The 24,954-nt window shown below is 64.8% G+C and carries 23 protein-coding genes; 10 read left to right on the plus strand and 13 right to left on the minus strand.

The window, feature by feature from the left end:
* The first annotated feature begins 38 nt into the window (after positions 1-38).
* Positions 39-653 (plus strand): PepSY domain-containing protein, encoded by a 615-nt coding sequence (locus tag ABH924_RS04690; protein ID WP_404497275.1) that lies wholly within the window; start codon positions 39-41, stop codon positions 651-653.
* Positions 654-1,165: 512 nt separating this feature from the next.
* Here ABH924_RS04690 and ABH924_RS04695 read toward each other — a convergent pair.
* Both ABH924_RS04695 and ABH924_RS04700 read right to left on the minus strand, forming a co-directional pair.
* On the minus strand, positions 1,166-1,453 hold the full coding sequence (locus ABH924_RS04695; RefSeq protein WP_404497277.1) for a YciI family protein: 288 nt from the start codon (positions 1,451-1,453) through the stop codon (positions 1,166-1,168).
* Between the two features lie 8 nt (positions 1,454-1,461).
* Entirely contained in the window at positions 1,462-1,941 is a 480-nt protein-coding gene (locus ABH924_RS04700; protein ID WP_404497278.1) for an SRPBCC domain-containing protein, read from the minus strand.
* A gap of 207 nt (positions 1,942-2,148) precedes the next feature.
* Between ABH924_RS04700 and ABH924_RS04705 the strand changes: the two genes are divergently transcribed.
* The gene (locus ABH924_RS04705; protein WP_234751417.1) at positions 2,149-2,772 is read left to right on the plus strand and encodes a PadR family transcriptional regulator; all 624 of its coding nucleotides are present in this window, start codon (positions 2,149-2,151) and stop codon (positions 2,770-2,772) included.
* A 74-nt stretch (positions 2,773-2,846) separates the two neighbouring features.
* Here ABH924_RS04705 and ABH924_RS04710 read toward each other — a convergent pair whose 3' ends face one another.
* The gene (locus ABH924_RS04710) at positions 2,847-3,320 is read right to left on the minus strand and encodes a GNAT family N-acetyltransferase (RefSeq protein WP_404497280.1); all 474 of its coding nucleotides are present in this window, start codon (positions 3,318-3,320) and stop codon (positions 2,847-2,849) included.
* Positions 3,321-3,398: 78 nt separating this feature from the next.
* Between ABH924_RS04710 and ABH924_RS04715 the strand changes: the two genes are divergently transcribed.
* The 3 genes from ABH924_RS04715 to ABH924_RS04725 all read left to right on the plus strand — a co-directional run bounded on the left by ABH924_RS04715 (position 3,399) and on the right by ABH924_RS04725 (position 6,943).
* Complete coding sequence (locus ABH924_RS04715; RefSeq protein WP_404497282.1) at positions 3,399-4,640, plus strand: amidohydrolase; 1,242 nt, start codon at positions 3,399-3,401, stop codon at positions 4,638-4,640.
* Positions 4,637-6,037, plus strand: coding sequence for a dihydrolipoyl dehydrogenase family protein (locus ABH924_RS04720; protein ID WP_404497283.1), 1,401 nt, complete (start codon positions 4,637-4,639; stop codon positions 6,035-6,037). The genes ABH924_RS04715 and ABH924_RS04720 overlap by 4 nt, the downstream gene beginning before the upstream one ends.
* A gap of 600 nt (positions 6,038-6,637) precedes the next feature.
* Positions 6,638-6,943 carry a hypothetical protein gene (locus ABH924_RS04725; RefSeq protein ID WP_404497285.1) on the plus strand — a complete coding sequence of 102 codons (306 nt, stop codon included), beginning with the start codon at positions 6,638-6,640 and terminating at the stop codon, positions 6,941-6,943.
* Between the two features lie 47 nt (positions 6,944-6,990).
* Here ABH924_RS04725 and ABH924_RS04730 read toward each other — a convergent pair whose 3' ends face one another.
* Positions 6,991-8,601: a phospholipase D family protein gene (locus ABH924_RS04730; protein WP_404497287.1), complete on the minus strand. Its 1,611-nt coding sequence runs from the start codon at positions 8,599-8,601 to the stop codon at positions 6,991-6,993.
* A gap of 108 nt (positions 8,602-8,709) precedes the next feature.
* Here ABH924_RS04730 and ABH924_RS04735 point away from each other — a divergent pair, with 108 nt between their 5' ends.
* From ABH924_RS04735 to ABH924_RS04745, 3 genes are all read left to right on the plus strand, one after another.
* Positions 8,710-9,567 carry a phosphatase PAP2 family protein gene (locus ABH924_RS04735; RefSeq protein WP_404497289.1) on the plus strand — a complete coding sequence of 286 codons (858 nt, stop codon included), beginning with the start codon at positions 8,710-8,712 and terminating at the stop codon, positions 9,565-9,567.
* Positions 9,568-9,691: 124 nt separating this feature from the next.
* On the plus strand, positions 9,692-11,752 hold the full coding sequence (locus ABH924_RS04740) for a phosphocholine-specific phospholipase C (RefSeq protein ID WP_404497290.1): 2,061 nt from the start codon (positions 9,692-9,694) through the stop codon (positions 11,750-11,752).
* Between the two features lie 98 nt (positions 11,753-11,850).
* Complete coding sequence (locus ABH924_RS04745) at positions 11,851-13,053, plus strand: alkaline phosphatase family protein (RefSeq protein ID WP_404497292.1); 1,203 nt, start codon at positions 11,851-11,853, stop codon at positions 13,051-13,053.
* A gap of 99 nt (positions 13,054-13,152) precedes the next feature.
* Here ABH924_RS04745 and ABH924_RS04750 read toward each other — a convergent pair whose 3' ends face one another.
* A complete protein-coding gene (locus ABH924_RS04750) occupies positions 13,153-13,608 on the minus strand; it encodes a GNAT family N-acetyltransferase (protein WP_404497294.1) in 456 nt (151 codons plus the stop codon).
* A gap of 34 nt (positions 13,609-13,642) precedes the next feature.
* Positions 13,643-14,185 (minus strand): GNAT family N-acetyltransferase, encoded by a 543-nt coding sequence (locus tag ABH924_RS04755; protein WP_234751408.1) that lies wholly within the window; start codon positions 14,183-14,185, stop codon positions 13,643-13,645.
* Positions 14,186-14,376: 191 nt separating this feature from the next.
* Here ABH924_RS04755 and ABH924_RS04760 point away from each other — a divergent pair, with 191 nt between their 5' ends.
* On the plus strand, positions 14,377-15,552 hold the full coding sequence (locus ABH924_RS04760) for a hypothetical protein (RefSeq protein ID WP_404497296.1): 1,176 nt from the start codon (positions 14,377-14,379) through the stop codon (positions 15,550-15,552).
* Between the two features lie 459 nt (positions 15,553-16,011).
* Here ABH924_RS04760 and ABH924_RS04765 read toward each other — a convergent pair whose 3' ends face one another.
* From ABH924_RS04765 to ABH924_RS04795, 7 genes are all read right to left on the minus strand, one after another.
* Complete coding sequence (locus ABH924_RS04765; RefSeq protein WP_404497298.1) at positions 16,012-17,067, minus strand: SIS domain-containing protein; 1,056 nt, start codon at positions 17,065-17,067, stop codon at positions 16,012-16,014.
* Positions 17,064-17,843, minus strand: a complete 780-nt coding sequence (locus ABH924_RS04770) for an ATP-binding cassette domain-containing protein (protein WP_404497300.1) — start codon at positions 17,841-17,843, stop codon at positions 17,064-17,066. Before ABH924_RS04770 ends, ABH924_RS04765 begins: the two co-directional genes overlap by 4 nt.
* The gene (locus tag ABH924_RS04775) at positions 17,840-19,066 is read right to left on the minus strand and encodes an alanine racemase (RefSeq protein ID WP_404497302.1); all 1,227 of its coding nucleotides are present in this window, start codon (positions 19,064-19,066) and stop codon (positions 17,840-17,842) included. Before ABH924_RS04775 ends, ABH924_RS04770 begins: the two co-directional genes overlap by 4 nt.
* 8 nt (positions 19,067-19,074) lie before the next feature.
* Complete coding sequence (locus tag ABH924_RS04780; RefSeq protein ID WP_404497304.1) at positions 19,075-20,055, minus strand: ABC transporter permease; 981 nt, start codon at positions 20,053-20,055, stop codon at positions 19,075-19,077.
* Positions 20,052-21,023, minus strand: coding sequence for an ROK family protein (locus ABH924_RS04785; RefSeq protein ID WP_404497306.1), 972 nt, complete (start codon positions 21,021-21,023; stop codon positions 20,052-20,054). The genes ABH924_RS04780 and ABH924_RS04785 overlap by 4 nt, the downstream gene beginning before the upstream one ends.
* Positions 21,020-22,030, minus strand: a complete 1,011-nt coding sequence (locus ABH924_RS04790) for a phosphotriesterase (protein ID WP_404497308.1) — start codon at positions 22,028-22,030, stop codon at positions 21,020-21,022. The genes ABH924_RS04785 and ABH924_RS04790 overlap by 4 nt, the downstream gene beginning before the upstream one ends.
* Before the next feature lie 90 nt (positions 22,031-22,120).
* Positions 22,121-23,245, minus strand: a complete 1,125-nt coding sequence (locus ABH924_RS04795; protein ID WP_404497309.1) for a substrate-binding domain-containing protein — start codon at positions 23,243-23,245, stop codon at positions 22,121-22,123.
* 449 nt (positions 23,246-23,694) lie between these two features.
* Between ABH924_RS04795 and ABH924_RS04800 the strand changes: the two genes are divergently transcribed.
* Complete coding sequence (locus ABH924_RS04800) at positions 23,695-24,873, plus strand: ROK family protein (protein ID WP_404497311.1); 1,179 nt, start codon at positions 23,695-23,697, stop codon at positions 24,871-24,873.
* Positions 24,874-24,954 lie beyond the last annotated feature (81 nt).

Genomic DNA, 24,954 nt, shown 5'->3' on the forward strand with positions numbered 1-24,954 from the left:
TCGAACCCCTCGGAGTTGAACCTCTAAGGAGCAACATCGTGAACAAAGTCCGGAAAATCGCAGTGGGAGCGGCCCTGATCGGCGCCGTCGCAGGCGGCGGAGCCCTCACCGCCATGGCCCTGCCGGCCAACGCCGCAACTACCGACACCTCGACCGCCAGCCCATCCGCCCCCGCCACGGACGGCGGCACGCACGGAAACGAAACGGCCCTGACCGGCGACACGGCAAGCAAGGTCAAGGCCGCTGTTCTGGCCGCCAACTCCGGCGCCACGGTGGAGAACATGACCACCGAAGACGACGGCAGCGCCGCCTACGAAGCCCACATCACGAAGTCGGACGGCACGCACGCCACCGTCACGCTCGATACGAGCTTCAAGGTGACCGCGACCGAAACCGGCGGCCCCGGAGGCGGGAAGGGCGGCCATGGCAACCACGGAAACGAAACCGACCTCAGCGGTGACACCGCGAGCAAGGTCAAGGCCGCTGTTCTGGCCGCCAACTCCGGCGCCACGGTGGAGAACATGACCACCGAAGACGACGGCAGCGCCGCCTACGAAGCCCACATCACCAAGTCGGACGGCACACACGCCACCGTCAAGCTCGATGCGAGCTTCAAAATCACCGCAACCGAAACCGGCGGCCCCGGTCACTAACTCCCAACCCAACCAAGCACCGTGGGCGGATACGGCAGCCAGCCGTATCCGCCCATTTGTTCGATATCGCCCGGCCCGCGCGCGGTGAGGGTGGGACCGTCAATCCTAGGAAAAGCAGGGAGCGGCACAGCTGCTGACATCGTCTTCCGGAGCGCTTAGCGTCTTTATCAGAACCTTGAACGACGGCGGTTCCGCCTTTGAGTATTCGGGTTTCTTCCAGCCGCAAAACTGATTTACCAGTTCAGGGCTCCACGTTTAGATGAGAAGAAGATGACTATGGAATTTTCGTTGATGATGGCTTGCGCAGTCATCAGCATCGTGAACAGTGACAGCCGCAGTGCTCTGCCCGGGGCACCGGTTGTTCCAGCACGCCCGGCAAGTCGACTGCGGCTGGCTCGACTGCGGGGTTGGCTCGCGACCGCGTTACACCGGGCCGCGTGGGGAATCGAACCTAAGGCGCCGCAGCCTGTTATGGAGACTTGCCGCTGAGGTGGGCGGAAGTTGACCGAGTGTCAGTCGGGACCCTGTGAGCTGAACATGACTGCGTTCCATTCCCGGATCTCGCTCGGTACGGCCAGCCCTTCCAGGACGAAAGGATCGCCCGCGATGAACTGCTCCGCCCTTTCCTTGCTGGTGAAGATGCCCATCGAACCGTTTACGGCGGGGTTGTTGAAAGTCCCGATGCCGATCAGGCCGCCCTCGGCGGCGAACGCCTGCATATATTCAACGTGCCTGGGGTAGACGGCCTGGAGTCCCGGGAGTGCCGAAGGATCCGAGCTGTAGAAGACGACGAATTGCATTGTTTGCCTTAGCTGTCGGATTCAGCACTGTCGAGTTCAGGGCTGTCGAGTTCGGCCAGGGTCTGACCGAGCAGCGGGAGCACGTGGTTTCGCCATCCGCCGCTCATGATGCGGTGCGATGCCACATGGGTCGGCTCGTTGGGATCGAACCCGTCGTGGACAAGGGACAGCCGGGTGCCCGGGTCCTCCGCGGTGATTGACCAGGTCACCGTGCTGTTGAGGCTGTTTCCGGAGTGTGCGTCCCGCCATGAGATACGCAGTAGCTTCTCCGTTTCGACGTCAAGGACTTCGCTGGCCACCAAGCCGCTGAAACCGACTGCCGGAACGGGAATCCCGCGCATCTGGAACTGGTGCCCGACGGTTGCTTTGAAGTCGTTTTCCATCAACCAGCGGGCGATCAGCCCGGGCTCCGTCAGCGCCCGCCAAACCTTGGCAGGCGAATACGGCAGGAATTCTTCGACCTCGATGGTCGTAAGTTGTTCACTCATTCAGTGTCCTCAATCTCGTTCACGACCATCCTAAGTTCCGAGGGGGCCGTCGTCGGAGCGATCGGGTATCCCCGGGCGGCGTCGCAGCCCAGCTCGGGCAAAAGTGCGGGTCTTGTTTAACGACAGTCAGCGATATATCGTTAACTATCGCAGAACAAACTGCGAGCCTCAGGGCAACCCACACAACACTGAAGGGACGATGCCGTTATGAAAGGCATTCACGACAACAAGCACACAGATTGCGGTCCGGACATGGAACGCTTCGGACGCGGCCGGAGCCGTCGCGGACCCCACGGACACGGCGGATTCGGACCTGGCCGCGGATTTGGGCCAGGCCGCGGTTTCGGACCGGGCTTCGGGCCGGGCTTCGGCCCGGGCTTTGGTCCCGGCGGCCAGCGCCGGGCCAATAAGGGCGACGTTCGTTTCGCGATCCTCTCCCTGCTGGCCGAAGCGCCATCCAATGGATACGGACTCATCAAGACAATTGCCGAGAAGACGTCCGGATCGTGGCGCCCAAGCCCGGGTTCCGTCTATCCGACGCTGCAGCAGCTCGTTGACGAGGAGCTCATTGCACCCGTCGGCGAAGGTCGGCGCACCGAGTTCACACTCACCGATGCAGGGAAAGCATACGTAGCGGAGCACGCCGAGGAGCTGGAAAATGCGTGGAACATCGATCCAGAAGGATCAGGACCCGCGTTTCACCAGAGCGTGGCAAAGCTTATGGGGGTTATCCACCAATTCCGCTTCGCCGCAACCGACGAACAACGCACGGCGGCCATGGAAAAGATCGACGAAACCCGGCGAGCGCTATACCACATCCTCGCTGACTAGTACCGCCCCTCCCGAAGCCGCGACGCGGAGTGACCTGCTCGCGGCTTCGGAAACGTCTGCTGAGTTCCGTTCGCTCAGAGGCGGAGTTCCATGAAAACGCTGTGTGGATCCAGGGTGTAGTCGGCAAAAGGTGGGCACTGGGTGAATCCGTTGCGGACGTACAGGCGCCGTGCGGGAGCGAAATAGTCCTCGGTTCCTGTCTCCAGGAAAATGTGCTCGTAGTTTCGGCTTCGGGCTTCGTCCAGGATGTGCTTGAGCACGAGAGTGGCGACGCCGCGCCCCCGCGCACTGGCCGTGGTGCGCATCGACTTGATTTCGCCGTGCTTCGCTGCGCCGTCCGAGGATTCAATGAGTTTGAGCGCGCCACACCCGAGGAGGGTGCCGCCGTCGCGGGCCGTCCAAAAGGTGATCGACGGCGCGGAAAGCGCCGAATGATCCAGCGCGTGGACACTTTCGGCCGGCGATGTGGCGAACATGTCCGCCAGGTGTTCGCTCAGGAGTTGGTTGACATCCGCGCGTGCCGGATCGTCGGGCTCAACGTGAATCATCGACTCAATTTACACTCCCCCTGTTCGGTTTCTGGGTCTATGCTGGTTCCTCCGATCTGCTACTGAGAGCGATGGTCCATGAGCGGTTGCGAAGCAGTCCTGGCAGGCCTTGAAGCACAGCTCGGTTGGATCCGGGATACGTACATCGATCTGCATAGGCACCCCGAGCTAAGCCTCGAGGAGCATGGGACTTCGATGCTCCTCGAGGAGAAACTCGCGGCGTTCGGCTATGCCGTAACACGCATCGGGGGCACCGGCGTCGTCGGTATCCTCGCAAACGGGGACGGCCCAACGGTGCTTGCCCGCGCAGACATGGACGCGCTACCGGTGACCGAGGCTACCGGGCTGCCTTATGCGTCTGCCGTCGACGGGGTCATGCACGCGTGCGGACACGACCTGCACGTCGCCGGACTGCTCGGCGCAGCCAAGCTCATGGCCGACGGGCGCGCGGCATGGTCCGGGACGTACATCGCGCTGTTCCAGCCTGGCGAAGAGATCGGGGCTGGATCCCAGACGATGGTCGACGACGGACTCGTCGCCAAAGTGCCGCGGCCCGACGTCGCCTTCGCCCAGCATGTGATGCCGATCCCGGCGGGGAGGATCGCCACCACGGCCGGCCCAGTCCTGTCGGCCGCGGACTCGCTCAAGATCACCGTGCACGGGAAGGGCGCGCACGGCTCGATGCCGCACATGTCCGTTGACCCGGTGGTGCTGGCCTCTTCGATCGTGATCAGGCTGCAGTCCATCGTCTCGCGGGAGACCAAGCCGGGCGACTTCGCGGTTGTCACTGTGGGGGCGCTCAACGCCGGAGCGACGTCGAACATCATCCCGGACCGAGCTACCCTCTTGCTCAACATCCGCACTTACGACACCCGGGTCCGTGCGTCCGTCCTCGCGGCCATTGAGCGGATAGTCAAGGGCGAGTGCTCCGCCGCCGGATCACCACAAGACCCTGATTTCGAGTACTACGAGCAATTCCCGCTCACCAGCAACGACGAGGCCGTGACAGAGAAGGTCCGGGCCGCATTCTCCGCCCACTTCGGGGCGGACTCCGTGCGCCAGGCCTTACAGCAGACCGCGTCCGAGGACTTCAGCCGCATTCCGGACGCATTCGGGGTGCCATACACGTTCTGGCTCCTAGGCGGCGTGGATCCCGAAACCTACCGGGCCGCCGTCGAACGCGGAACAGTAGCCCGGGACATTCCGGCCAACCACTCCCCGCTCTTCGCGCCGGTGATCGACCCGACTCTGTCCATTGGCGTCCAAACCCACGTAGTCTCAGCACTGTCTTACCTGGCGACGGAAGGCGCAACACCATGAGCCCCGAGGACGTGGACCTGCTGGTGGTCGGCGGTGGAAAGGCCGGGAAAACCCTGGCGATGGACTTGGCCCGGGCGGGCAGGAACGTTGCAATGATCGAACGTTCGATGATCGGGGGGACGTGCATCAATGTTGCCTGCATCCCCACCAAGACCCTCATCAACAGCGGCCGGGTACTGGAAACCATCCGCCGGGCCGCCGAATTTGGCATTTCCGGGGCCGAGGACCCGCTCATGGAGCTCAAACTGCTGCGCCACCGCAAGGAAGACGTCGTGGAGACCATGGTCAAGGGCCAGCTGTCCTCCTTCATTGGATCGGGAATGGACTTCGTTCTCGGCGAGGCGAAGTTCGTCGCTCCCCGGACGGTCGAGGTGACCTTGAACGACGGCGGCGTGCGCACTCTGCGAGGCACCGACGTCGTACTGAATCTCGGCACCGAACCGCTCCTGCCGACCATCGAGGGCCTGCCGGAATCGAAAGTGCAGACCAGCAACACCCTGTTGAAACTGGAATCCCTGCCGGAGAGCATCATCATCCTTGGCGGCGGATACGTCGGCTGCGAATTCGCGGACCTGCTCAACACCATCGGGGTAAAAGTCACCGTCGTCCAGGGCGGCGGGCAACTGCTTCCTCGGGAGGACCCGGACGTCGCCGCTGCCATCGAACAGAACTTCACTGACGCCGGCATAACCGTTCGGCTGGGGACCAGGGCACAACGGATCAGCCGCGCCGCAAACGGAACCGTTACCGTGACGCTCTCCTCCGGTGACACAGTCACCGCCGATGACATCCTGGTGGCGGTGGGACGCAAACCAATGACCGACGGCATCAATCTCGAAGGTATCGGCGTGGAACTTGACCACCACGGATTCATCAGGGTCGATGATCAGCTGCACACCACGGCAGAAGGAGTGTGGGCAGCAGGCGACGCCGCAGGGACGCCCCAGTTCACGCATGCCTCCTATGACGACTACCGGGTGTTGAAGACCAACCTGGCGGCAAGGAAGGGCGCTGGCAAGCCACGCAGCACCAGCGGCCGGCTGATCCCCTACAGCGTATTCACGACCCCCGAACTTGGCCGTGTTGGACTGAGCGAGCGGCACGCCCGGGACGCAGGCTACAAGGTCCGCATCGCCAAAATGCCGGTTTCGGCCATTCCCCGGGCCCGGACCGTGGGACACCTGGAGGGTATCTGGAAGGCGGTCATAGACCGCGAGACCAACAGGATTCTCGGCGCCGCCCTGCTAGGACCCGAAGCCAGCGAAGTCATTGCCGCGGTGCAGATGGCAATACTTGCAGGACTGGACTACGCCGCCGTGCGCGATGCAGTCATCACCCATCCGACCATGGCAGAGGGCCTGAACCTACTGTTCACGCCAGCTTTCCTTGAAGACTGAACAGCGGACGACGGCGGGGCCTCCCGCCGTCGTCCCATGCGTTAAGCGACGCGGCTCAGGAGTACCACTGCCACTCAGGCGGGGCCCAGCCCGACGGAACCTGATGGTTGTCCTTTGTACCGCATCTTGGACAGCTGTAGCTTGCCGACGGCGGCCGCAATCCGCTGCCATCGACCGCATAGACCGCCGGAACATACTCATGGAAGGTCAAAGGAAACCCAGGACCGCACTGCCCACACGCCGGCACCCTGGGCGGCGTTGCGGGAACACAGGGACGATGAGTGGCCATTCGATGTCCAGCACGAGCAAGCGTCATGTTTCTCCCTCACGTCTTCATCATTCGGGAATCGGCGTCGGCCAGATCCCGCGTTCAAAGTTCATGCCCGGACGCCCACATCGTGCGTATGAACCCAATGGGGCAGCCAGCGGGTAATGGGTCAAACCCTATGCCAGGATTCCCTGAAGAGCTATGGGCCAGTCATAAGTGATGGTTCGCAATCAGTTAGGCCGCAAACGGAGGTAACTGTTGCCTGCGTCACATCCTCCGTTTAGTCTTTGTTCCGGGCCGCAGCGTCGCGGTTCCTGATCGGAAGAGGACTCATGACCGAAAAAATCCGGCTTCTCGTAAAAATGGACATCGATGGTGCCCAAGTCCGCATCACAGCCCATGGACGGCTAACCTCCCGGAGCCTCCACGCCCTTTACGTAGTCGCGAGGCGGGCCAACGCCCTCATGCATGGTCTGGCCCTTGAAATCGACGTTAGCGGCGCCAACGTCGATCCGGCGGCCATGGAAGCGCTCCGCCGCTGCTCGAAATCCCGCCGACTTCCGGCCCTGATCGATCCCCAACAGTCAGATGTCAACATCTCCGTCCGGTCATCCGCCGACACTGTGATGGCCGCCTGAATCCGGGCGGCCATAAACGCGCTGGGGGCGCTTCAACCAATGCTTGCCTAGAACCGGGTGGTGCCGCGCAGCCGACGGGAACGGCCGTCCGGGTCCACGACGAAGCGGCTGAGCGGATCCGCCCAGATACGCTGGAGGACCGAAACGGGTTCGGGGATGTGATGCCGCACGTTTCCTGTGGGGCGGGGCGAGCGGCGCCCGGTTTCATGCCAGTGGTCGAGAACGTCGGCGCTGGTGTTCCAAAGCTTGAGCCCAGCCGCCGGGTCGCGGAGCCGCGGATCGTTCAGGTCCATGCCCAGGTGTTCTGCCCAGAGTTGGAGCCGGAGCCCGCGGGCCAGCGGCCGGGAAGCGTCGTGGCCGTCAGTGCCGGGCGGCTCCCCGTTGTCGGCAGCGGTGTCGAATACGGCGCAGGTGAGCTCGCTATCGGTGGTCCAGGACCGGCGGTTGAAATTGTCTGAGCCGCAGGTGAACCAGATGTCGTCGATGATGCAGATCTTGGCGTGGACGTAGATCGGAGTTCCGGAGCTGTTCTCCAGGTCGAACACGCCGACCCTGTCGGGTGCGACTTGGCGCAACATCCTGAGGGCGCGAAGTTGCCCGATCCGGCTAGGCGGCCCTGCTAGGGGGCCGTCGGAGTCGGGGTAGCGGGGCACGACGGCGATCACGTTCAAGTCGGGGTTCCGTCCGAGGGCCTCTGCGATTCCGGCTGCGACCTCGGTCGACCACAGGTACTGGTCCTCGATGTAGATCAGCGAGCGGGCGCGGGCGAAGGCTTTCGCATATCCGCGGGCAACGCTGCGTTCCCCTTCGGGCGCGAACGGGAACGGGGGACGTTTCACACCGTAGGTGCGCAGCAGCTGCACGGCATGGGGGCCGGCAGCGGGCGGCGGCGGTGCAGCGGCCGGGAGCGGTTCGGGGTGCCGGGGCATACGGGCCAGGCGTTGCAGCAGCATCCGGTACGGGGTGCGTCGGTCCAGTGGGTGGGGGTCGTTCCACCGTTCAGCGAACACTGCCAGGACATCCGCGACCACGGGGCCACGCAGCTCGAGCGCGGCATCGTGCCATGGGGGACGTTTCCCGTACCGGGGATCCATGGTCACCGCTTGCGGGTCTCCCGCATGATCGGCGTCGTCCCGTCGACTGTGGGAAAGGTCGAGCCCGCCAATGAACGCGACGTCCCGCGATGGATCGTCACGACGGCGGATGACGAACATTTTCTGGTGATGGGAGCCGAACAGGCGGACACGCTGATCCAGCAACACTTCCCCGCCGGCGTCGTTGATCTTGCGACTGAGAAGCTCGTTGGATCGGCCGCTCATCGGGGCCGATACCCGCTCTCCGTGGGATCTCCAGACAAGGCCCCGCACTTCCACCCCCGCGCGGGCCAACCCCGCGAGCAAGTCCCCGATCGTCGGTCCGTCGGCCAGCAGCCGCTCGTCGGCGTCGCCACGCCAGTCGGTGAACCACACACGGTCTCCCGCCTGCAGAGCAGTCAGTTCCTCATGCAGTCGGGCAAAGTAGCTCGCTCCATGAATCAGGGGACGCACGAGGTTGCCCTCCGACCACGCCGGAGACCCGGCACCGCCCGAGTGCACATCTGTGGCCAGATTCCCGCGCTCAGCGCGACTCAGGAACCACGTGCCAGCATCACTATCCACTCAGTGCTCCCTCCGGGGGCCGAGGCCAATCCTCTGGTGTCCGGTCTTCAAACAGCCTAGAAGGTAACCTTACTGATCAAATCCATTCACGATGTGAGGCGGAAGACAATGGGCGTTCACCCCCAAGGCACGTCCGACGACGAGTCAGCCGGAGGGAAAGGCGAGCTCATCGACGACCGGTTCGTCGGTGACACTGACTTGGCCCGGTGGAAGACCCCCGCCGGAAGGTGGCTCGCTTCCCGCGCACAACGCCTCAGTGCCCGTCTCGGCCCATACGGTGCGCTGATCCTGATCCTGGCTGCCGGAGCCGTAGTCGCATCACTGCTGGCCTTCGCGACCGGCGGGGTGTACGAGGCGGTGACAGAAGCAGATGGCGTGGCCGCCCTGGACCACCCGGTCTTGGAGGCAGCGATGACCTTGCGCAGCCCTGCATTGGACGCCACCGCCACTGCCTACACCGATCTGGGCGGGGGAATCGGGATGCCGATCCTGGCCGTGATCGCCACCGCCGTGCTGGTCCTCCGGCGCCGTTCCTGGACGCCAGCGATCCTCATTGTGACCGCGGCGGCCGGCTCCCTCCTCATGACCATCGCCGGCAAGCAGCTCATCGGCCGTGCCCGGCCACCACTCAGCGATGCCGTGCCGCCCTACGAGTATTCCCCCTCGTTTCCCAGTGGACATTCGCTGAATTCGTTCGTGATCGCCGGAATCGTCGCCTACCTGGTCATCCTGCGTTGCCGCTCCCGCCGGGCCCGCGCGTGGACAGTGACCGCCGCGGCCCTCTTCGCCCTGACCATCGGCCTAAGCAGGGTGTTCCTGGGCCACCACTGGCTCACCGATGTCTTGGCAGCCTGGACCCTCGGCGCCGCCTGGCTGGTCCTGGTCATCACCGCCCACCGTCTTTATCTCACCGCCCGAAAGACCGAAAAGCCCAGCCACCCCCGGGGCGAGGCTCAAGGCAGATGAACGCCACATGCTCGCCTCCCCGCATGTTGTCCAAAGTTTGCTTTTCCGGCACTTAGCCTTTGCCTAGTGCTGGAAGAGTCGGTCGGGGGTTTTCGTCAGCAAAGCCAAGCACTGGGAGCAGCTCATGTCAGGTCTCAACCGTCGACGTTTTCTTCAACTATCAGGGGCTACCGCGGCGAGTACCGCAATCGCGGAGATGCTCGGCGAGAGCATCGCGCGCGCCGCGACCATCCCGGCCAACCGTGCCACCGGCTCGATCAAAGACGTCGAGCACGTGATCGTCTTCATGCAGGAGAACCGCGCTTTCGACCACTACTTCGGCACGCTCAAGGGCGTACGCGGGTTCGGTGACCCGCATCCGGCCATCCTCCCGAGCGGGAAGGACGCGTTCGCGCAGAACAACGGAACGCGGGACATCCTCCCCTACCACCCGACCGCGCCGAATCTCGGCATGCAGTTCATGGAGGACCTCGACCACTCGTGGAAGCTCACCCACGAGGCCTTCAACGTGGGCAAGTACGACAAGTGGCTCCCCGCCAAGTCCGAGGCCACGATGGCGTTCTACGAGCGCGGCGATGTCCCGTTCCACTTCGCCCTCGCGGACGCGTTCACGATCTGCGACCAATACCACTGCTCGCTGCTCGGCCCCACGGACCCCAACCGCTACTACATGTTCACGGGCTGGGACGGCAACGACTACAAGGCCGGCGGCCCCGACCTGTGGAACGCCGAGGTCGGCTACTCGTGGAGCTCGTACCCCGAGGAGCTTGAGAAGGCCGGCGTGAGCTGGAAGGTGTACCAGGACGTCGGCGACGGCCTCACGGCTGCGGGCTCCTGGGGTTGGACGGGCGACGCGCACATCGGCAACTACGGCGACAACTCGCTCCTATACCTCACGCAGTACCAGAACTCGAAGCCCGGCAGCCCGCTGTACGAGAAGGCGCTGAGCGGCACGAACGCGAAGGCCGGCGACGACCTGTTCCGGATCTTCCGCGAGGACGTCGCGAGCGGGAAGCTCCCGCAGGTCTCCTACGTCGTGGCCCCCGAGGCATACACCGAGCACTCAAACTGGCCGCCGAACTTCGGAGCCTGGTACACGGCGAACATCCTCAACATCCTCACGTCCAACCCGGACGTCTGGAGCAAGACGGCCGTGTTCTTCATGTACGACGAGAACGACGGCTTCTTCGACCACGTCGTCCCGCCGCACCCCAACACCCCGCAGATCCCGGGCGCATCCACGGTCTCGACCGAGGGCGAGTGGTACGACGGCCGGATGACGTTCTCCGGCATCGCCGACGTCCCGGGCCACTACGGTCTCGGCGTACGCGTGCCGATGCTCGTCGTCTCGCCCTGGAGCATGGGCGGGTGGGTCTGCTCGGAGACGTTCGACCACACCTCGATCGTGCGCTTCCTCGAGTCACGCTTCGGTGTGAAGTCCCCCAACATCTCGCCATGGCGCCGCGCAGTGTGTGGCGACCTCACGAGCGCGTTCGACTTCTCGGCGAACGGGGGCGCGGCGCCGGCCCTGCCCGACACCTCGGCATTCAAGCCCGCTGACCACAAACGGCATCCGAGCTACGTGCCGACGCCTCCGGCAGTCAACTCGATGCCGGCCCAGGAGAAGGGCACGCGCCCGTCGCGCCCGCTCGGGTACGCACTCGACGTCGCGGTCTCGGTGGCCGGCGGCAAGCTCTCCGCTCACTGGTCGAACGCCGGGGCGCTCGGCGCACACGTGCAGGTCCGCTCGAATCTCCTTCCCGCAGGCCCGTACTCGTACACGATCGGAGCGGGCGCGACCCTCGATGCGTCGTGGGCGCTTGGCGCCGAGTACGACGTGCAGATGCACGGCCCGGCGGGCTGGTACCGCCGCTTCGCGGGCACGACGGCGGCCGCGGACATCCGGGCGACCGTCACCCGCGACGGCGTGTCCGGACACGCTCGGTTCCGGATCGAGAACGCTGGCCCTGCCGCGGCCGCCCTCACGCTCACGGACGCATACGGCGCCGGGTCGCAGGCCCTCGCGCTCAACCCGGGCCAGGCCAAGACCGTGGTGATCCCGGCGCAAGGCGGCTGGTACGACCTCAAGCTCACCGCCGCGGCGGATCCGAAGCTCGTGCGGGTCCTCGCAGGGCGCCTCGACGACAGCCGGGCGCTCACGTCCGACCCCCAGCTCGGCCGATGACGGGCTGTCGCCCACCCGTCGCCAACTGTTCTTCACCCCGCTGCTTCACCCCGACTATGGGCGCTCCGACTGGAGCGCAACCCGAAAGGACAATTTCAATGCTCAATGTGCTGAAAAGCCGCAAGGCAGGAGCCATGGTTGCCATGGCAGCCACCGTCGCGCTCACAGGCGCCGCAGTCGTCGGCGCGGTTGCCCCCGCCACGGCGCAGGTCACGTCCGGCTCCGTCGCCCAAGCGAGCGGGCAAGGGGCCAACGGTCCTGACCACGTCTTCGTCATCATGATGGAGAACCACGGCTACGACCAGATCATCGGCAACACCGCCGACGCGCCCTACATCAACACCCTCGCGCAGCGCTACAACACCGCGGCGAACTACCACGGCGTCACCCACCCGAGCCTCCCGAACTACCTCTCAGCCATCTCGGGCAGCTTCCAAGGAATCTGGGACGACTGCAAAGCGGGCGCGAATGTCACGTGCGCCCCCGAAGAGTTCGTACCCGGTTCCAGCGACACAGGAGTCACCGGGCAGCTCACGCCAGAACAGGCGGCCAGCGCCTCCGCGACTCCGCATATGTTCTCCGGCCAGACCATCGTCGACCAGCTCGAGAACAAGGGACTGAGCTGGAAGGCATACATGGAGAACCTCCCGAGCGCCGGCTCCCAGGTCGAATACGCACCCACAATCGGCTCCACCACGGTCAAGCTGTACGCCCAGAAGCATAACCCGTTCATGTACTTCTCGGACATCAACTACCCGGGCAGCCCGCGCCTGCAGAACATCGTGCCGCTCGAGAACAACCTCAAGACCGATCTCGCGAGCGGCAACGTGCCCAACTTCGTCTGGATCAGTCCCAACCAGTGCCACGACATGCACGGGATCTCACCCTCCGGAGCAGCCCTCATCGGACTGCCCCAGTGCGGTTACCCGGACTCCGGCCTCGACCACGGCGCGATCCAGCTCGGCGATGCCTACGTCAAGCAGACCGTCCAGCAGATCATGGATTCCCCAACGTGGAAGACGAGCAAGTCCAGCATCGTCCTGGCCTGGGACGAGAACGACTACTCGGGTTCAACGGGCGGCCCGGGCAGCCCGGTCGGACAGAACGGCGCGGTCCTGGGCGGCGGCCACGCACCAATGATCGTGATCAACTCGGCCGAAGGCCCGCACAAGACCACGAACCAGCTCTCCGACCACTACACCCTGCTCTCCACGGTCCAGCACCTGTGGCACCTGGGCTGCCTGGCGAACACCTGCTCACCCACCACTTCGGGCACCTTCGAGGAACTCTTCCGCCCCTGACACTTCAAAGCGTTCAAGAGCTGACGGCCTGCCCGCACACTTGTGCGGGCAGGCCGTCCGGCTGTCAGGCGAGGCGCCGTAGTCAACGAGCCCAATCGCTTACCGGGACGCCGCGAAGAGAATGAGTTCAGACCGGCCGTCGTCGGCGGTCACTCCGCGAATCTCCGAGAATCGGGCGACCGGTTGGAAGCCGAGAGCATCGTGCATTCTGATGGATGCCGTGTTGTGTTCGTTTGCGAAGTAGTGAGCAATCGACGCCCGGGACCAGATCCATTCCAACCTCGCCAGGGTGAGGGCAGAACCGACCCGTCGCCGTCGAAACCCCGGAGCGACCACCACGCCCCCGAGATAGTGGCCTGCGGGCGAGCGGCCTTCCGGATCCGAGTGGAAATGCGTCTTGGCCACGCCGATGACCTCGCCGTCTGCTACGGCCACTAAAACGACTCGGTCGCTCCTTGGGGCGATCATGTCGCTGGTCCAGCGCTTTCGCTCACTGGCGTCACAGAGCGAATTCACCTGCGCCAGGTCGTCGAGGGTGCATTCACGAATCTGCATGGCGATAGCGTACTTGGCGAGCCCGTATACGGTTCTAGTCGTGAAGGACCACTTGGTAGAGATTGTGGTCCTGCCATTTTCCGGCAATCTGCAGGTATCGCGGCGCCATGCCAATCTGCTGGAACCCGCCCTTAAGCAGCACGCGCTGCGAGGCAGCGTTGTGCAGAAGGGTGCTCGCCTCGATGCGGTGCAGTCCGAGTTCGTCGCGCGCCATTTCGACTATCGCGTGGACTGCCGCCGACGCCAGTCCGCGGCCCGCGTAGGCGCCGTCCACCCAGTAACCCAGGCCCGCGCTCTGGGAGGGACCGCGGACGATTCCTGCCATGTTGAATCGGCCGACGAGTCGATCGCCGTCGAACAGCCCGAGCGGATACGCCTCCCCTGCCTCTTGCGCGACGAGGCGGTTGGCAATGTCCGAGGACTGCCAATCTACGGTGTAGTACTCCTCGGGCCGCATTGGCTCCCAGGGTGAAAGGTAGTCACGGTTGCGCACATATGCGGCTGCGAGCGCAGCCGCATCACTTATGCGCAGTACGCGCATGCTGACGCTTTCACTAAGTTGGCGCGGTTCAATCATCGGTCAACATTAGACCAGATCGCCGTTTCGGCCGCTCCCCGATTATGCGATAGTTTGCCGTAAGAACGGGGAAGCATCCGCGGCGGGGGAAACGCAATGACCCACATCTTTGGACACAACTCGGCTCGGGCTCCAGGCGATGTTCCTGCCGACGTGCCCGCGTGAAGGCCGACGCTCTTCGGGAGCCGCTGATGGCAGCGGCCGCTGACCGGTGGCTCAGCGCCTCCGACTTAGTCGCCCTCGCAAGGGGCAGTGGTCTTCTTTCGGATCATCGACAGGCTAGGGAATTCACCCTGGATGCGATCAAAGAGCTCGTTTCCGAAGGATCATTGGTTCCGGGGGCATTCGGAACCGGCCAGTATCTGCCCTGGACGCTGACAGGCTCGGATGCGGCGCGCAAGGTCGAGAGCGAGTGGAACACGAGCGCCATGTCCCGCACATGGTTCACGGCAAAGGCGAACCTGACCTCGTCCGAGCTCGGCAATCTTCCACTGAGAACCCCTCGGCACTCTGCACGCGAAACCATCGAAGCTCCGTCGGCGGTCAGGGGCAGCGAGGCGACGGGACCATGGGTCCAGCTCACCAAGAGCACTCGGTTGCAGGCCACCATACCGCCGGACTCCGCACCCCCGACGTGGAAAGGAAGTTGGCTTCGCAGGAGGCTTTGGCTCAAACGAGCCGCCGCTGTCGTCGTCATCGCATTGGTCTCAGCTTGGCTCGGATGGGCCATCATCGCGGGGATCAAACACACACTCGCCAGCTACACCAAGAACGACGGGACGGTCACGGCACAAACCGATACCTCGGCACGCCGCGTTTCCTCGTGTCAGCTGGACGTGGACTACACCGTCAACGGCCACCAGCTGCACAGCGTCGCCAAAGTCAACGCGAAGTGCAATACTCTGCCCGGGCCCGGGTTCCGGACAACGATCGACGTCGACACAGCCGATCCGCATGACATCTGGATCGACGGCGCCAACGACGCGAACCATCCCGATCCCGTGACCATGGGCATATTTCTGCTGATCCTCCCGACCGCAATCGCCCTCGTACTCAGGAATGAGCTAGGAGACTATGGCGGAATCCGCAAATTACTTGCCTCCGGAGCCCAGTGGCGTCAGGTCGAGGTCACGGTCGCACGGAAGACCGCCGCCCGGAACGGCGTCACGATCCGCCTCGAAGCGAAGGACCACGCAGGAAACCGGCGCTCGTTCTATATCTTCTACCGATTCTCAAGCCCGATCGGCCCTGCAAGTAAAGGCGACAAAGTCACCCTTAAGCTCATCGCGGACGGCAAACGGCTGGCCCTCATCCAGAGGCAGGACAACGGCCGCATATGCGTGGCACGCATCAGCAGAGCCATTTAGCCACAATCGGAGCCCCCTGCCGGATTCGAACCGACGACCCCCGCTTTAGGCCTTGACGCCTAAGTGCGCCTCGAAACTGGTAGTTCTCGCGCGGATTCTAGGGGTTCTTGCAGTCAACGATGGGCGACGATTTGTCATTGGTTGTTGCTGATCAAGGTGAGTTAAAGGTGAGTCGGTTGCAATTGCGGGCTGCCTGGCTCTGTCTGTCATTTCGTCCGATACCCTGGGCGCGACGAGGACGCTAATGGACTCCTAGCGTCATGCCGCATGCCACAACCCAGCCGTGAATAGCCAGAAGGATCTTGGCTGTTTGCCATTCTGGTTGACGGCAACGGCCCGCCTCTGGTGTTGCGTTGCTGGTTGCCCACGGCCAGGGCAGGGATACGCCCACGTTTCCGCACTTGTTGAGCCTGACGATCAACCGGGGCGACCGGGCGGGCCCGGGGCATCGCGCGCGGATTAGTGGGTCTTGGTGACTTTGGCGAGACCCACTGGATTGTCCGGGTCGAGTCCGCGGCGTAGTGCCAGTTCCAGGGCCAGTCTCTGCAGCGGGAGAATGTCGACGAGCGGCGACAGTTCGGTCGCCACGGTGGCGCTCGGCACGCGGACCTGGGCGTCCGCGATTGTCCGGCCGCCCAGCTCAGCGACGAGCCCGCCGAGCCGGGTGGCCGCTTCGGCGAAGGAGATGACGGAGTCGCGGCCTGCGTCGCCGCCCGTCAACGCGATGATGCCCGTACCAGCAACGATCTGCCCGAGCGGGCCGTGGGTCGCATCGGCGGCGCTCCAGCCCGAGGCGGCGATCGCATTCGTCTCCATGAGCTTGAGGGCGCCCTCCTTCGCGGTAGCCATCCCGTAGCCTCGGCCGACGATGAGGATGCGTTCGCGACCCTCGAAAGCATCGACAAACTCGTCGACCGGCTGACCGAGGACTGCGATCGCCTCCTCCGCTGTGGCACGGACGCGAGTTCCGATGTCGTCCCAATCGAGGCCAGCGACGCGGAACACCACGAGTGCGATGGCCAGGAGCTCCGCGGTGTATGTCTTGGTCGCGGCAACTGAGAGTTCCGGCCCGGCCGCGAGCGGAATATGAACGCAGCCGAGTGCGGCGAGGGCGCTCCGGGAGTCGTTGGTGATCGCGACGATGGGCACGCCCGCTTCGGCAATGGATTCGGCGGTCGCGAGCAGGTCTGGGGACTGGCCCGACTGGGATACGGCGAGGGCGACAGTCGAGGGGTAGCGGAGGCTGGTGTCGAACGCGGTCACCGTTGCCGGGGTCGCCAGCATGGCCGGGATGTGAAGAAGGTTGTGGACGAGGTATTGGCCGTACATCGCGGCATGGTCGCTTGACCCTCGTGCCACGAAGACGAGCAGTTCCGGTTGTGTTTCACGGATCAGGTCGGCGGCGGCGTCGATGGCGGGCCGCTGGTCATCAAGCAGGTCGAGCCAGCGGCTGGGCTGCTCGGCGATCTCCGCCCGCATTAGTGCCCCGGGCCCGTCGATGATCGCCGCGCTCACGAGGCGAGCCCCGTGATCATCGAGATCAGCTCATTGTGGGACGTGTCGGCGACACGCCGGGTTCCTACCTGTGTCCCACGTCGGAGGACGGTGACCCGGTCGGCGATGCGGAAGACCTGCTCCATGTTGTGGCTGACGACGAGTACGGCGGCGCCGCGCTCCTTGAGTTTGAGGATGGTCTCCTCGACCTTCGCGGTCTCGGCCACCCCCAAGGCCGCCGTCGGTTCATCCATGAGCACAAGGCTGCTGGCCCAATGGGTAGCGCGCGCGATGGCTATACCCTGTCGTTGGCCGCCCGAAAGGTCGCTGAGTGTCGACTTCGCAGAGGGGATGCGCACATCCAGCTCGTCGACGAGCGCCTGCGTGCGTGTTGCCATCTCCTTGCGATCGAGCGTGCCGAACGGCGGCTTGCGCAGTTCGCGGCCGAGGAACAGGTTCATGTACACCGGCTGGAGGTCGACGAGTGCGAGATCCTGGTAGACGACTTCGACGCCCTTCGTGCGCGCATCGGAGGCGTCACGAAAGATGGTGCGTTCCCCGTTCAACCAGATCTCCCCGTCGGTGGGCTGGTAGAGGCCGGAGATGATCTTGACAAGCGTCGATTTGCCGGCACCGTTGTCGCCGACAAGGGCGACGATCTCGCCGGGCTCGATCTCGAGGTCGAACCGCTTGATGGCAACGATGCCGCCGAAGTGCTTGCTGATGCCGTCGAGCCGGAGCGGCTTGACCGTTCCGTCGTTGGGTTTGGGCGTGGATGTGGGGTCTGCGATGATCATGCTGTCCTCCTGGGTGCAGCGAGGGTGTCGGAGATGGTGAGGGGTGCTGAGCCGTCGGAAGACCAGATACCGGCGACCGTCGGCGTTCCGGTGGAGAGACCCGAAATGCCGGCGGTGAGGGCGCGGGTGACGAACACTTGGGGGCGGAACCCGAACAGCACGGTGTCGCCTGGTTGTGCGCGATGGTCACCGAGGGGAACGGTGGCGTAATAGTCGATCGCGTCGGCTGCCGGCATGTCCACCCGTAGCTCAGGCGCAGTGACCGCGTTGGTATCCGGCGCCACAAGGAGCGCTGTGGTCGTCGAGCCGCCGAGCACCGGGTCGACGTAGAGGCCACCGCCGAAGACGTAGGCGTCGCCATTCCAGAGGTGGGAGACCTCGGAGACATAGGCGATGGCGGGTTCCTCCACGAGGTCCTGCACCGCGTGGATCGGAGTGGTGCCCGTCAGGCCGTGTCCCGGTTCCACTTGGGTGGCACCGGCTTCGGCGAGCGTTGCCAGGATGGAAACGGAGGTCGTTCCTGGCGCGTTCACCTGCACATCCCGGCGGCCCGCCCGTTCCAGTGCCCGCAAGGCCGTGGTGAGCGTGGCGAGGTTCGGAGTGGAGCGGGTGGCACCTGTTGTGGCGTCGAACAGCGTTGCGGGGAAGGTGGTGATGCCAGCGAACCGAACGCCCCCAATGGCGTCGATCCGGTCGGCAGCGCCGACGACGTCGGTGGCGTCGAACCCGCCCTCGTGTCCGCGATAGAAACGATCGCCCGGGGCCTGGATACGCAACAGGACGTCTTGGACCCGGCCGTGCGCCAGAGCGGCCGCGCCGGCCTCGGCTGCCTTCGTTTCCGAGAAAACCGTCCAGTAGAGCGGTTCGAGTGCGGCGGCCTCAGCGGCGCGATGCTTGGGAATCTGGACGAGGTGCCCCAGATGACCGATCCCGAGGCCCCCGGTTGCGGCGGCGATCGCGCACTCGAGGTCCACCCCGACCGCTTTGTCGATGCCGCCGGCGGCGATTGCCCGGGAGGCGTCAGGGTTGCGCCCGATCTGTTTCGTCATGGCGAAGGGCGTCAGGGAGAGTCGGCTGGCTTCGGCCGAGATGGCGGCCGCGTTTCGGGTCACCGCATCGAGGTCGATCACATAGGTGTTGGCCGGGATCTGACCGTTCTGGTGGAACCGGGCGGCCGCTTGCAGAAGCGCCGGGTTGCGGCGGCGAAGGAGGTCTACGAACATCGGTGGGCCTAACTGTTCTTCTTGGCGCGGAGCGAGAGGGAGACGGCGGCGAGGATGATGATGCCGCGCACGATTAGCTGCTGTGCCACGTTGAGGCCGCCCAGGAGCAGACCGTAGTTGATCATGCTCATGAACAGGCTGCCGACAAGGGCTCCGATGATGGAGCCCTTGCCTCCGGTGAGGGAGGTGCCCCCGACGATGACCGCGGCGAGCACGCTCATCAGGTCGGAGCTGCCGAGCGTGTACGTCGCGCCGGCAAGACGACCCGCGTAGAGGAGGCCGGCCAGGGCCGCCGCCATGCCGCTCACGATGAAGACGATCATTTTCACGCGGTTCACTCGGATGCCGCTCACCGCCGCTGCCGACGATTTGTTGCCCACTGCGAGCACGTGCGCGCCGAACGAGCGCTGACGGAGCACGTGCCAGCCGATGGCGACGATCGCGACTGTCCACCAGATCAGAATGGGGATCCCGAGAAGCGTCCCGCCGCCGAACAGCCAACCGAAGGCGCTGTTCGTGACCGGAACCGATTGCAGGTTGGTCGCCTGCTGGGCGAGTCCGGCCACCAGGCCCATTGTGGCCAGGGTGACCAGGAAGGATGGCAGACGCACCAGAGTGATAAAGATCCCGTTGACCGCGCCGACCCCAGCGCCGATGGCGAGTCCGGCCAACGCGGCCAACCACCATTGGTGGGTCGCCTGCAGCGTCACGGCCGACCCGAGGGACGCGAGTGCGACGGTGGAACCGATGGAGAGGTCGATTTCACCAACGCTCAAGACGAACACCGCGCCGACCGCCATCACGGTGATGGGGGCGGCCTGGGTGATGATGTTGACCAGGGTCGTGGTGTTGAGGAAGTTGCCGGCCTGGGTGATGGCGAAGTAGGCGAAGACGACTACGAAGCCGATGTAGACGACATACTGCCTCCAATCGATGTGCCGGAGGACGTCGATGGCCGTCCCTGTCTTGACGTGGGTCGTGATGGTCATGATGCTTCTCTTTCTTGTGGCTGGAGGGCCTTGTCGATGGCCAGGCGCACGGCGCCGGCGATGGGGGCGCGGGGGCCGAGCCGGCTGATGACGACCTCGAGGTCGGCTCGGCCGAGGCGCGTCATCCACGCGCGGATGGGCGCGAGGAGTTCGATGCGGGTGCCGATTCCCCCGCCGAGGACGAAGAGTCCCGGGTTCACGACAGCGTCGACCGCGACGAGGGCATAGGCGATCCACTTCGCCTCCTCGTCGAGCGAGGCGGCCGCGCAGGGGTCCCCGCGGCCGGCCCGGTCGAAGACCTCGACGGCATCGGGAGTGGCTTCGGGGGCGGCTGCGTCGGAGGACGCCGCGTACCGACGGCCGATGGCGTCGCCCGCGACCACCTCTTCGAGCGGACCGCGACGGTGGCTGGCGGGGTTGAGCGGGTCGGCACCGAACGGCAAGTATCCGATCTCTCCGGCGCCGCCGCTCGCTCCGGCCCACAGCCGACGGTCGAGGATGAGACCGACGCCGATGCCGGTGCCGACCGATACGAACGCGAAGCTGTCGTACGCGAGGCCGACGCCGTCGTACAGTTCGCCGAGAGCCGCGATGTTGACATCGTTCTCCAGCACCACCGGATGCCCCAGCGCCTCCTCGAGGTCGGCTGCCAGGCTGAAACCGTCGAGCTCGCCGAGATTCGGCGCGCGCTCGAATCGGCCCGAGTCGCCGTCGGGAACACCCGCTCCTCCGACCGCCGTAGCGACGACTGCCGATACATCGGACCCGACAGCCGAGGCCAGGGCAGCCACCAGTGCGGACAACTGTGGAACGAGATCGGGCCCAGCATCCGGAGCGGTGGGTTCGGTCATCTGGAACAGCACCCGACCGTCGAGGCCGGCGATGCCGGCACGCACCTTGGTTCCGCCAAGATCGACACCGACGACGAACCGCGAAACCGGGACGGAGGAATGCTGAAGAACGTTCACAGCACCTCCAGCACGCTTGCGGGGTTGGCAGTGAGGAGCCTTTCGCAGTCCGCGTCCGAGACCCCGCGTGCGCGGAGCTCGGGAACGAAGACAGCGCCGAGGTAGGAGTAGCCGTGGATCCCGTGGGTTTTCGGGTTCATCCAGACTTCGGCTCCGGTGAGGTCTTGGGAGAGCAGGATGCGGTCGGTGTATCCGAGTGAGACCAGCCACGCGACAAGGTCGGCGCGTCCGGCGTCGGACCGGTGGAAGGCGTGCTTGTCGAACTCGCCGTCCGGGCGAGGGGCGGGGGCCGGACTAAGGAAGAAATCCCAGCTCTCCTTGCCGATCGTGTCGATGGCGATGCGGGGCCCGGCATCCAGGACGCGGCGTACGAATTCGGGGCTCAGCTGGGTGTCCAAGTGGCCGATGACCACTCGGTCCAGGTCAACGCCTTCGGACCTGAGTATCTCGAGCTGCTCGAACGCCATCGTGCCGTGGGTGGTGTGGGTCATGATCGCGAGTCCGGTCTCGCGTTGAGCGCGGGCGACGGCGCGGAGGCACTTCTCCTCGTACGCGGTGATCTCACCCAGGCTTGTCGCCTGTTCGCCGAAGATGCCTGCATGGATGCCCGAATCGCCAATGCCGTGGACGACATCCCGGATCAGGCGCTCGGCGAGGACGCCGGCGTCGGCGTCGTGTGCCCACTCGGGAGAGTAGGACTCAAGGTAGAACGCGGTTCCGGAGATGATGTGCAGGCCCGTCTTGCGCGAGATCTCGGCGAGCAGTGCAGCGTTGTCGCCATTGTCGTCACGACCGACGACACCGTAAGGGCTGAGGTCGACGACGGTCCCGAATCCGAGCTCTCGGAGCGACCCGAGGGCCTCCACCGCCCGATCGACGGCGTCGTCCCGCAGCCCGCCGGTGAGCCATGGTCCCGGGGTCAGCGAGAGGAGGTGTTCGTGTGGCATGACCCTGCCGAGGTCATCGGTCGGAACCGTACCGAGAACGGTTGTGACTTGCCCTGACATCGATGTCTCCTTCGTGGTGCTTGGTGCTTGGGGTGCGTGGCGAGCGGGGCGGGCGGTGGGGGGAGACCGTCCGCCCCGCTCGGTTCGAGGTCAACCGCCGGTGATGCTAGACGGCGGCTGGGTGCCGTAGTCGGAAAGCCATCCCTTGTCGAGGTCTGCCTTAGTGACCTTGGTCGGGTCCGAGGCGACCAGCGCCGGCGCGGTCTTGCCGAGGACGCCGTATGCTCCGGCCAAGGCGAGACCCTTGCCGATTCCGAGGGATCCGTTTCCGACCATTCCGGCCACGTTCGTTCCAGAGGCCATCGAGGCCGCGAGGGTGGTGTCCAGGTCGTTCGTGACCACCTGGATGTCGCTCCGCCCGGCCGCCTTGATCGCGGCCACGACGCCCTGCGCAGCCGTCGCCCATGACACGTAGATGCCCTTGATGTTCGGGTTCTTCGCGATCATAGCGGCCGCGATCGTCTGGGTGGCCGTCTCATCGGCGAAGCCTTCGGAGTCAACGATCTTCATGTCGGGGTATTCGTAGGCCAGCCAATCCTTGAATGACTTGTCCCTCTGGTTCGTGAACCAGAAGTTGGCGTTGTACGAGATATAGCCCACCTCACCGGTCTTGCCGAGGGCGTCGCCCAGGATCTCGGCGTTGGCTTGCCCTGCCTGGGCCAGGTTCTCCGTCACGATGGACACAAAGTCCTTGCCGGCCTGGTATCCGGCGGGGGGCGTGGTCATGATGACGAGCTTCGTTCCAGCGTCGACGGCGGGCTTGAACGCCTCGGCGGCGGAAGTGGGGTCGACCGCGATGGTAACGATGATGTTCGGGTGCAGCGCGAGGACTGTCTGAACGTTGTTGGCCTGGGTAGCGGCGTTGAAGTTGGCCTGCGTGCTCGCGACGACGTCGATCCCGAGGTTCTTGAACTCCTCACGCGCGCCCTTCTCGACGGCGGTCACGAAGTCCGAGGACGTGTGCCAGACGAAGGCGGCGGTGTACTTGCCGTCCTTCACCTTCGCCTGCTCGCTACTCGTCAGCGAAAGCTCCGAGAGGGCACCGGGCTTCTCGCCGTTCGGACCTGCGAACTCCAGGCTGGGCTTGGCTGCGGGCCCGGACGAAGCGGCCGTGCCGCCGCCTCCGCTGGAGCAGCCAGCGAGGGCGAGCGTGATCGCAAGTGCGCCGACGGCGGCACGAAGGCCGAACCGTCGGACCGTGGGTGCTGTGCTCATGGGGTCTACCTTCCGTGACCGGGTGGGATGCCAGTTCCGGTGACAGGTAGCGGTTGGTCCGTGGCCCTGTCATCTTCGACTGTGCGTAATCCATTTTGATTTCAGTGCGCAACTAAAGTCAACCCCCCGATTATAACGAATAGGTCTCGGAGGGATCACAGACGAAGACGCGGGGCACCTTCCGCCCTGCGCTTTCGCCCCGTTCACGACTCTCACTGGGAAGTCTGAGCGGCGTCGTCGCCCGACGGTTTGGCCCCGTGAAATCAGGGCTACGGGTCATACTCAGTCACGCGGGACGAGGCCAATCGCGCAGCCGCCTCTGCTGGAGAATCCCGCCCGGCAAGTGTCATCACAAAAGAACCGGCCAGTAAACCGACCCCCGAGATGGCTGGATCGCCAGGGCGATTTAGGCTAACTTTGAATTCACACTGATTGCAAAAGGAGGCCCGATGGTCCAAGACACTAGAGAACTGAACCGCAAGGCGGTCTTGACGGCCCTAATGATGTCGCGACCTGCCAGCCGCAAATGGATTGCCGAAGCATCAGGCATCTCCGCGGCGACAGTCACCCGTGCTGTCGACCAGCTGATCGCTGAAGGAATCGTCACCGAGACTGCCGAGATCATCTCCGAATCCCGCGGACGTCGGGCCGTCGAGCTCGACGTGGTGTCCAATCGCAGTTTCGTCGTCGGCGTGGACCTCGGAGCGTCCAACGTGCGTCTCGTCGTCGCCGACCTGCTTGCTCGTCCGCTCCTTGCCCTCGAGATCGCGACGCCCACTGCGACGACCGCGCGCGAGCTTGCACACTGGTTGGCCTCCACGGCGCGCACATCGGCCGGAGACGTCTGGGATCGGGTCGAACACCTCTGCGTTGGCCTGCCGGGGGCTGTGAGTCAGCAGAAGCGCACCATTTCCAACGCACCCAACTTGGCCCAGATCGAGGCGCCAACGTTCCTGGACGACGTCGAGAATGCGATGGGCAGGCCGGTCGGCTTCGACAACGACGCCAACTATGCGCTCCTCGGTGAACAGCATTTCGGCGCGGCACGTTCCGCGTCCAACGCTGCAATGGTCACGATCGGTTCCGGTCTCGGCGCCGGCCTGGCGATCGATGGCCGAATCCTTCAGGGCGACCACGGACTAATCGGTGAATTCGGGCAGCTGCCCGTCGGACCCCTTGGGACTCGCCTTGAGCACATGGTCACCGGTGCCGGGATCATCCGCCGTGCCGCCGAAGCGGGCATCGATCTCGCCGCCCCTAGCCAGCTCTTCGCTAGCGATGCGGGCCCCGCACTGAAGGCATTGCGCGCCCACTTCGATCAAGCTCTTTTGATCGTTCTCACGGCCACAACGGTTTCATGCGATCCGCAGACGATCGTCCTCGGCGGCGGCATCGCGAACTCCCTCGCGTCGACACTCGACCGCTACCAGGCGGCTCTAGAGCAGAATCTCCGCGTGTCTCCCCGGCTCGCTCCTGCCGAGTTGGGTGACTTCTCGGGTGCCGTCGGCGCCGTGGTCGCCGCACTGCACAAGGTGTACGCGGATCTCGGCATAGAAGAGGAAGCCTTCGTCAGCCTTCCCGGCGGCGACGCGCTCACTCACGAGCGAGTACAAGCCGCGAGACGATAAAGGCGCCTATCAGGGTGCCTAGAGAAGACCGGGCAGCCACAACGCCTGTGTCGGCACTGGCAGGTGGCCGGTGCCGGGCGG

This window comes from Arthrobacter sp. GAS37, assembly GCF_044908325.1.
Taxonomy (GTDB): domain Bacteria; phylum Actinomycetota; class Actinomycetes; order Actinomycetales; family Micrococcaceae; genus Arthrobacter; species Arthrobacter ramosus.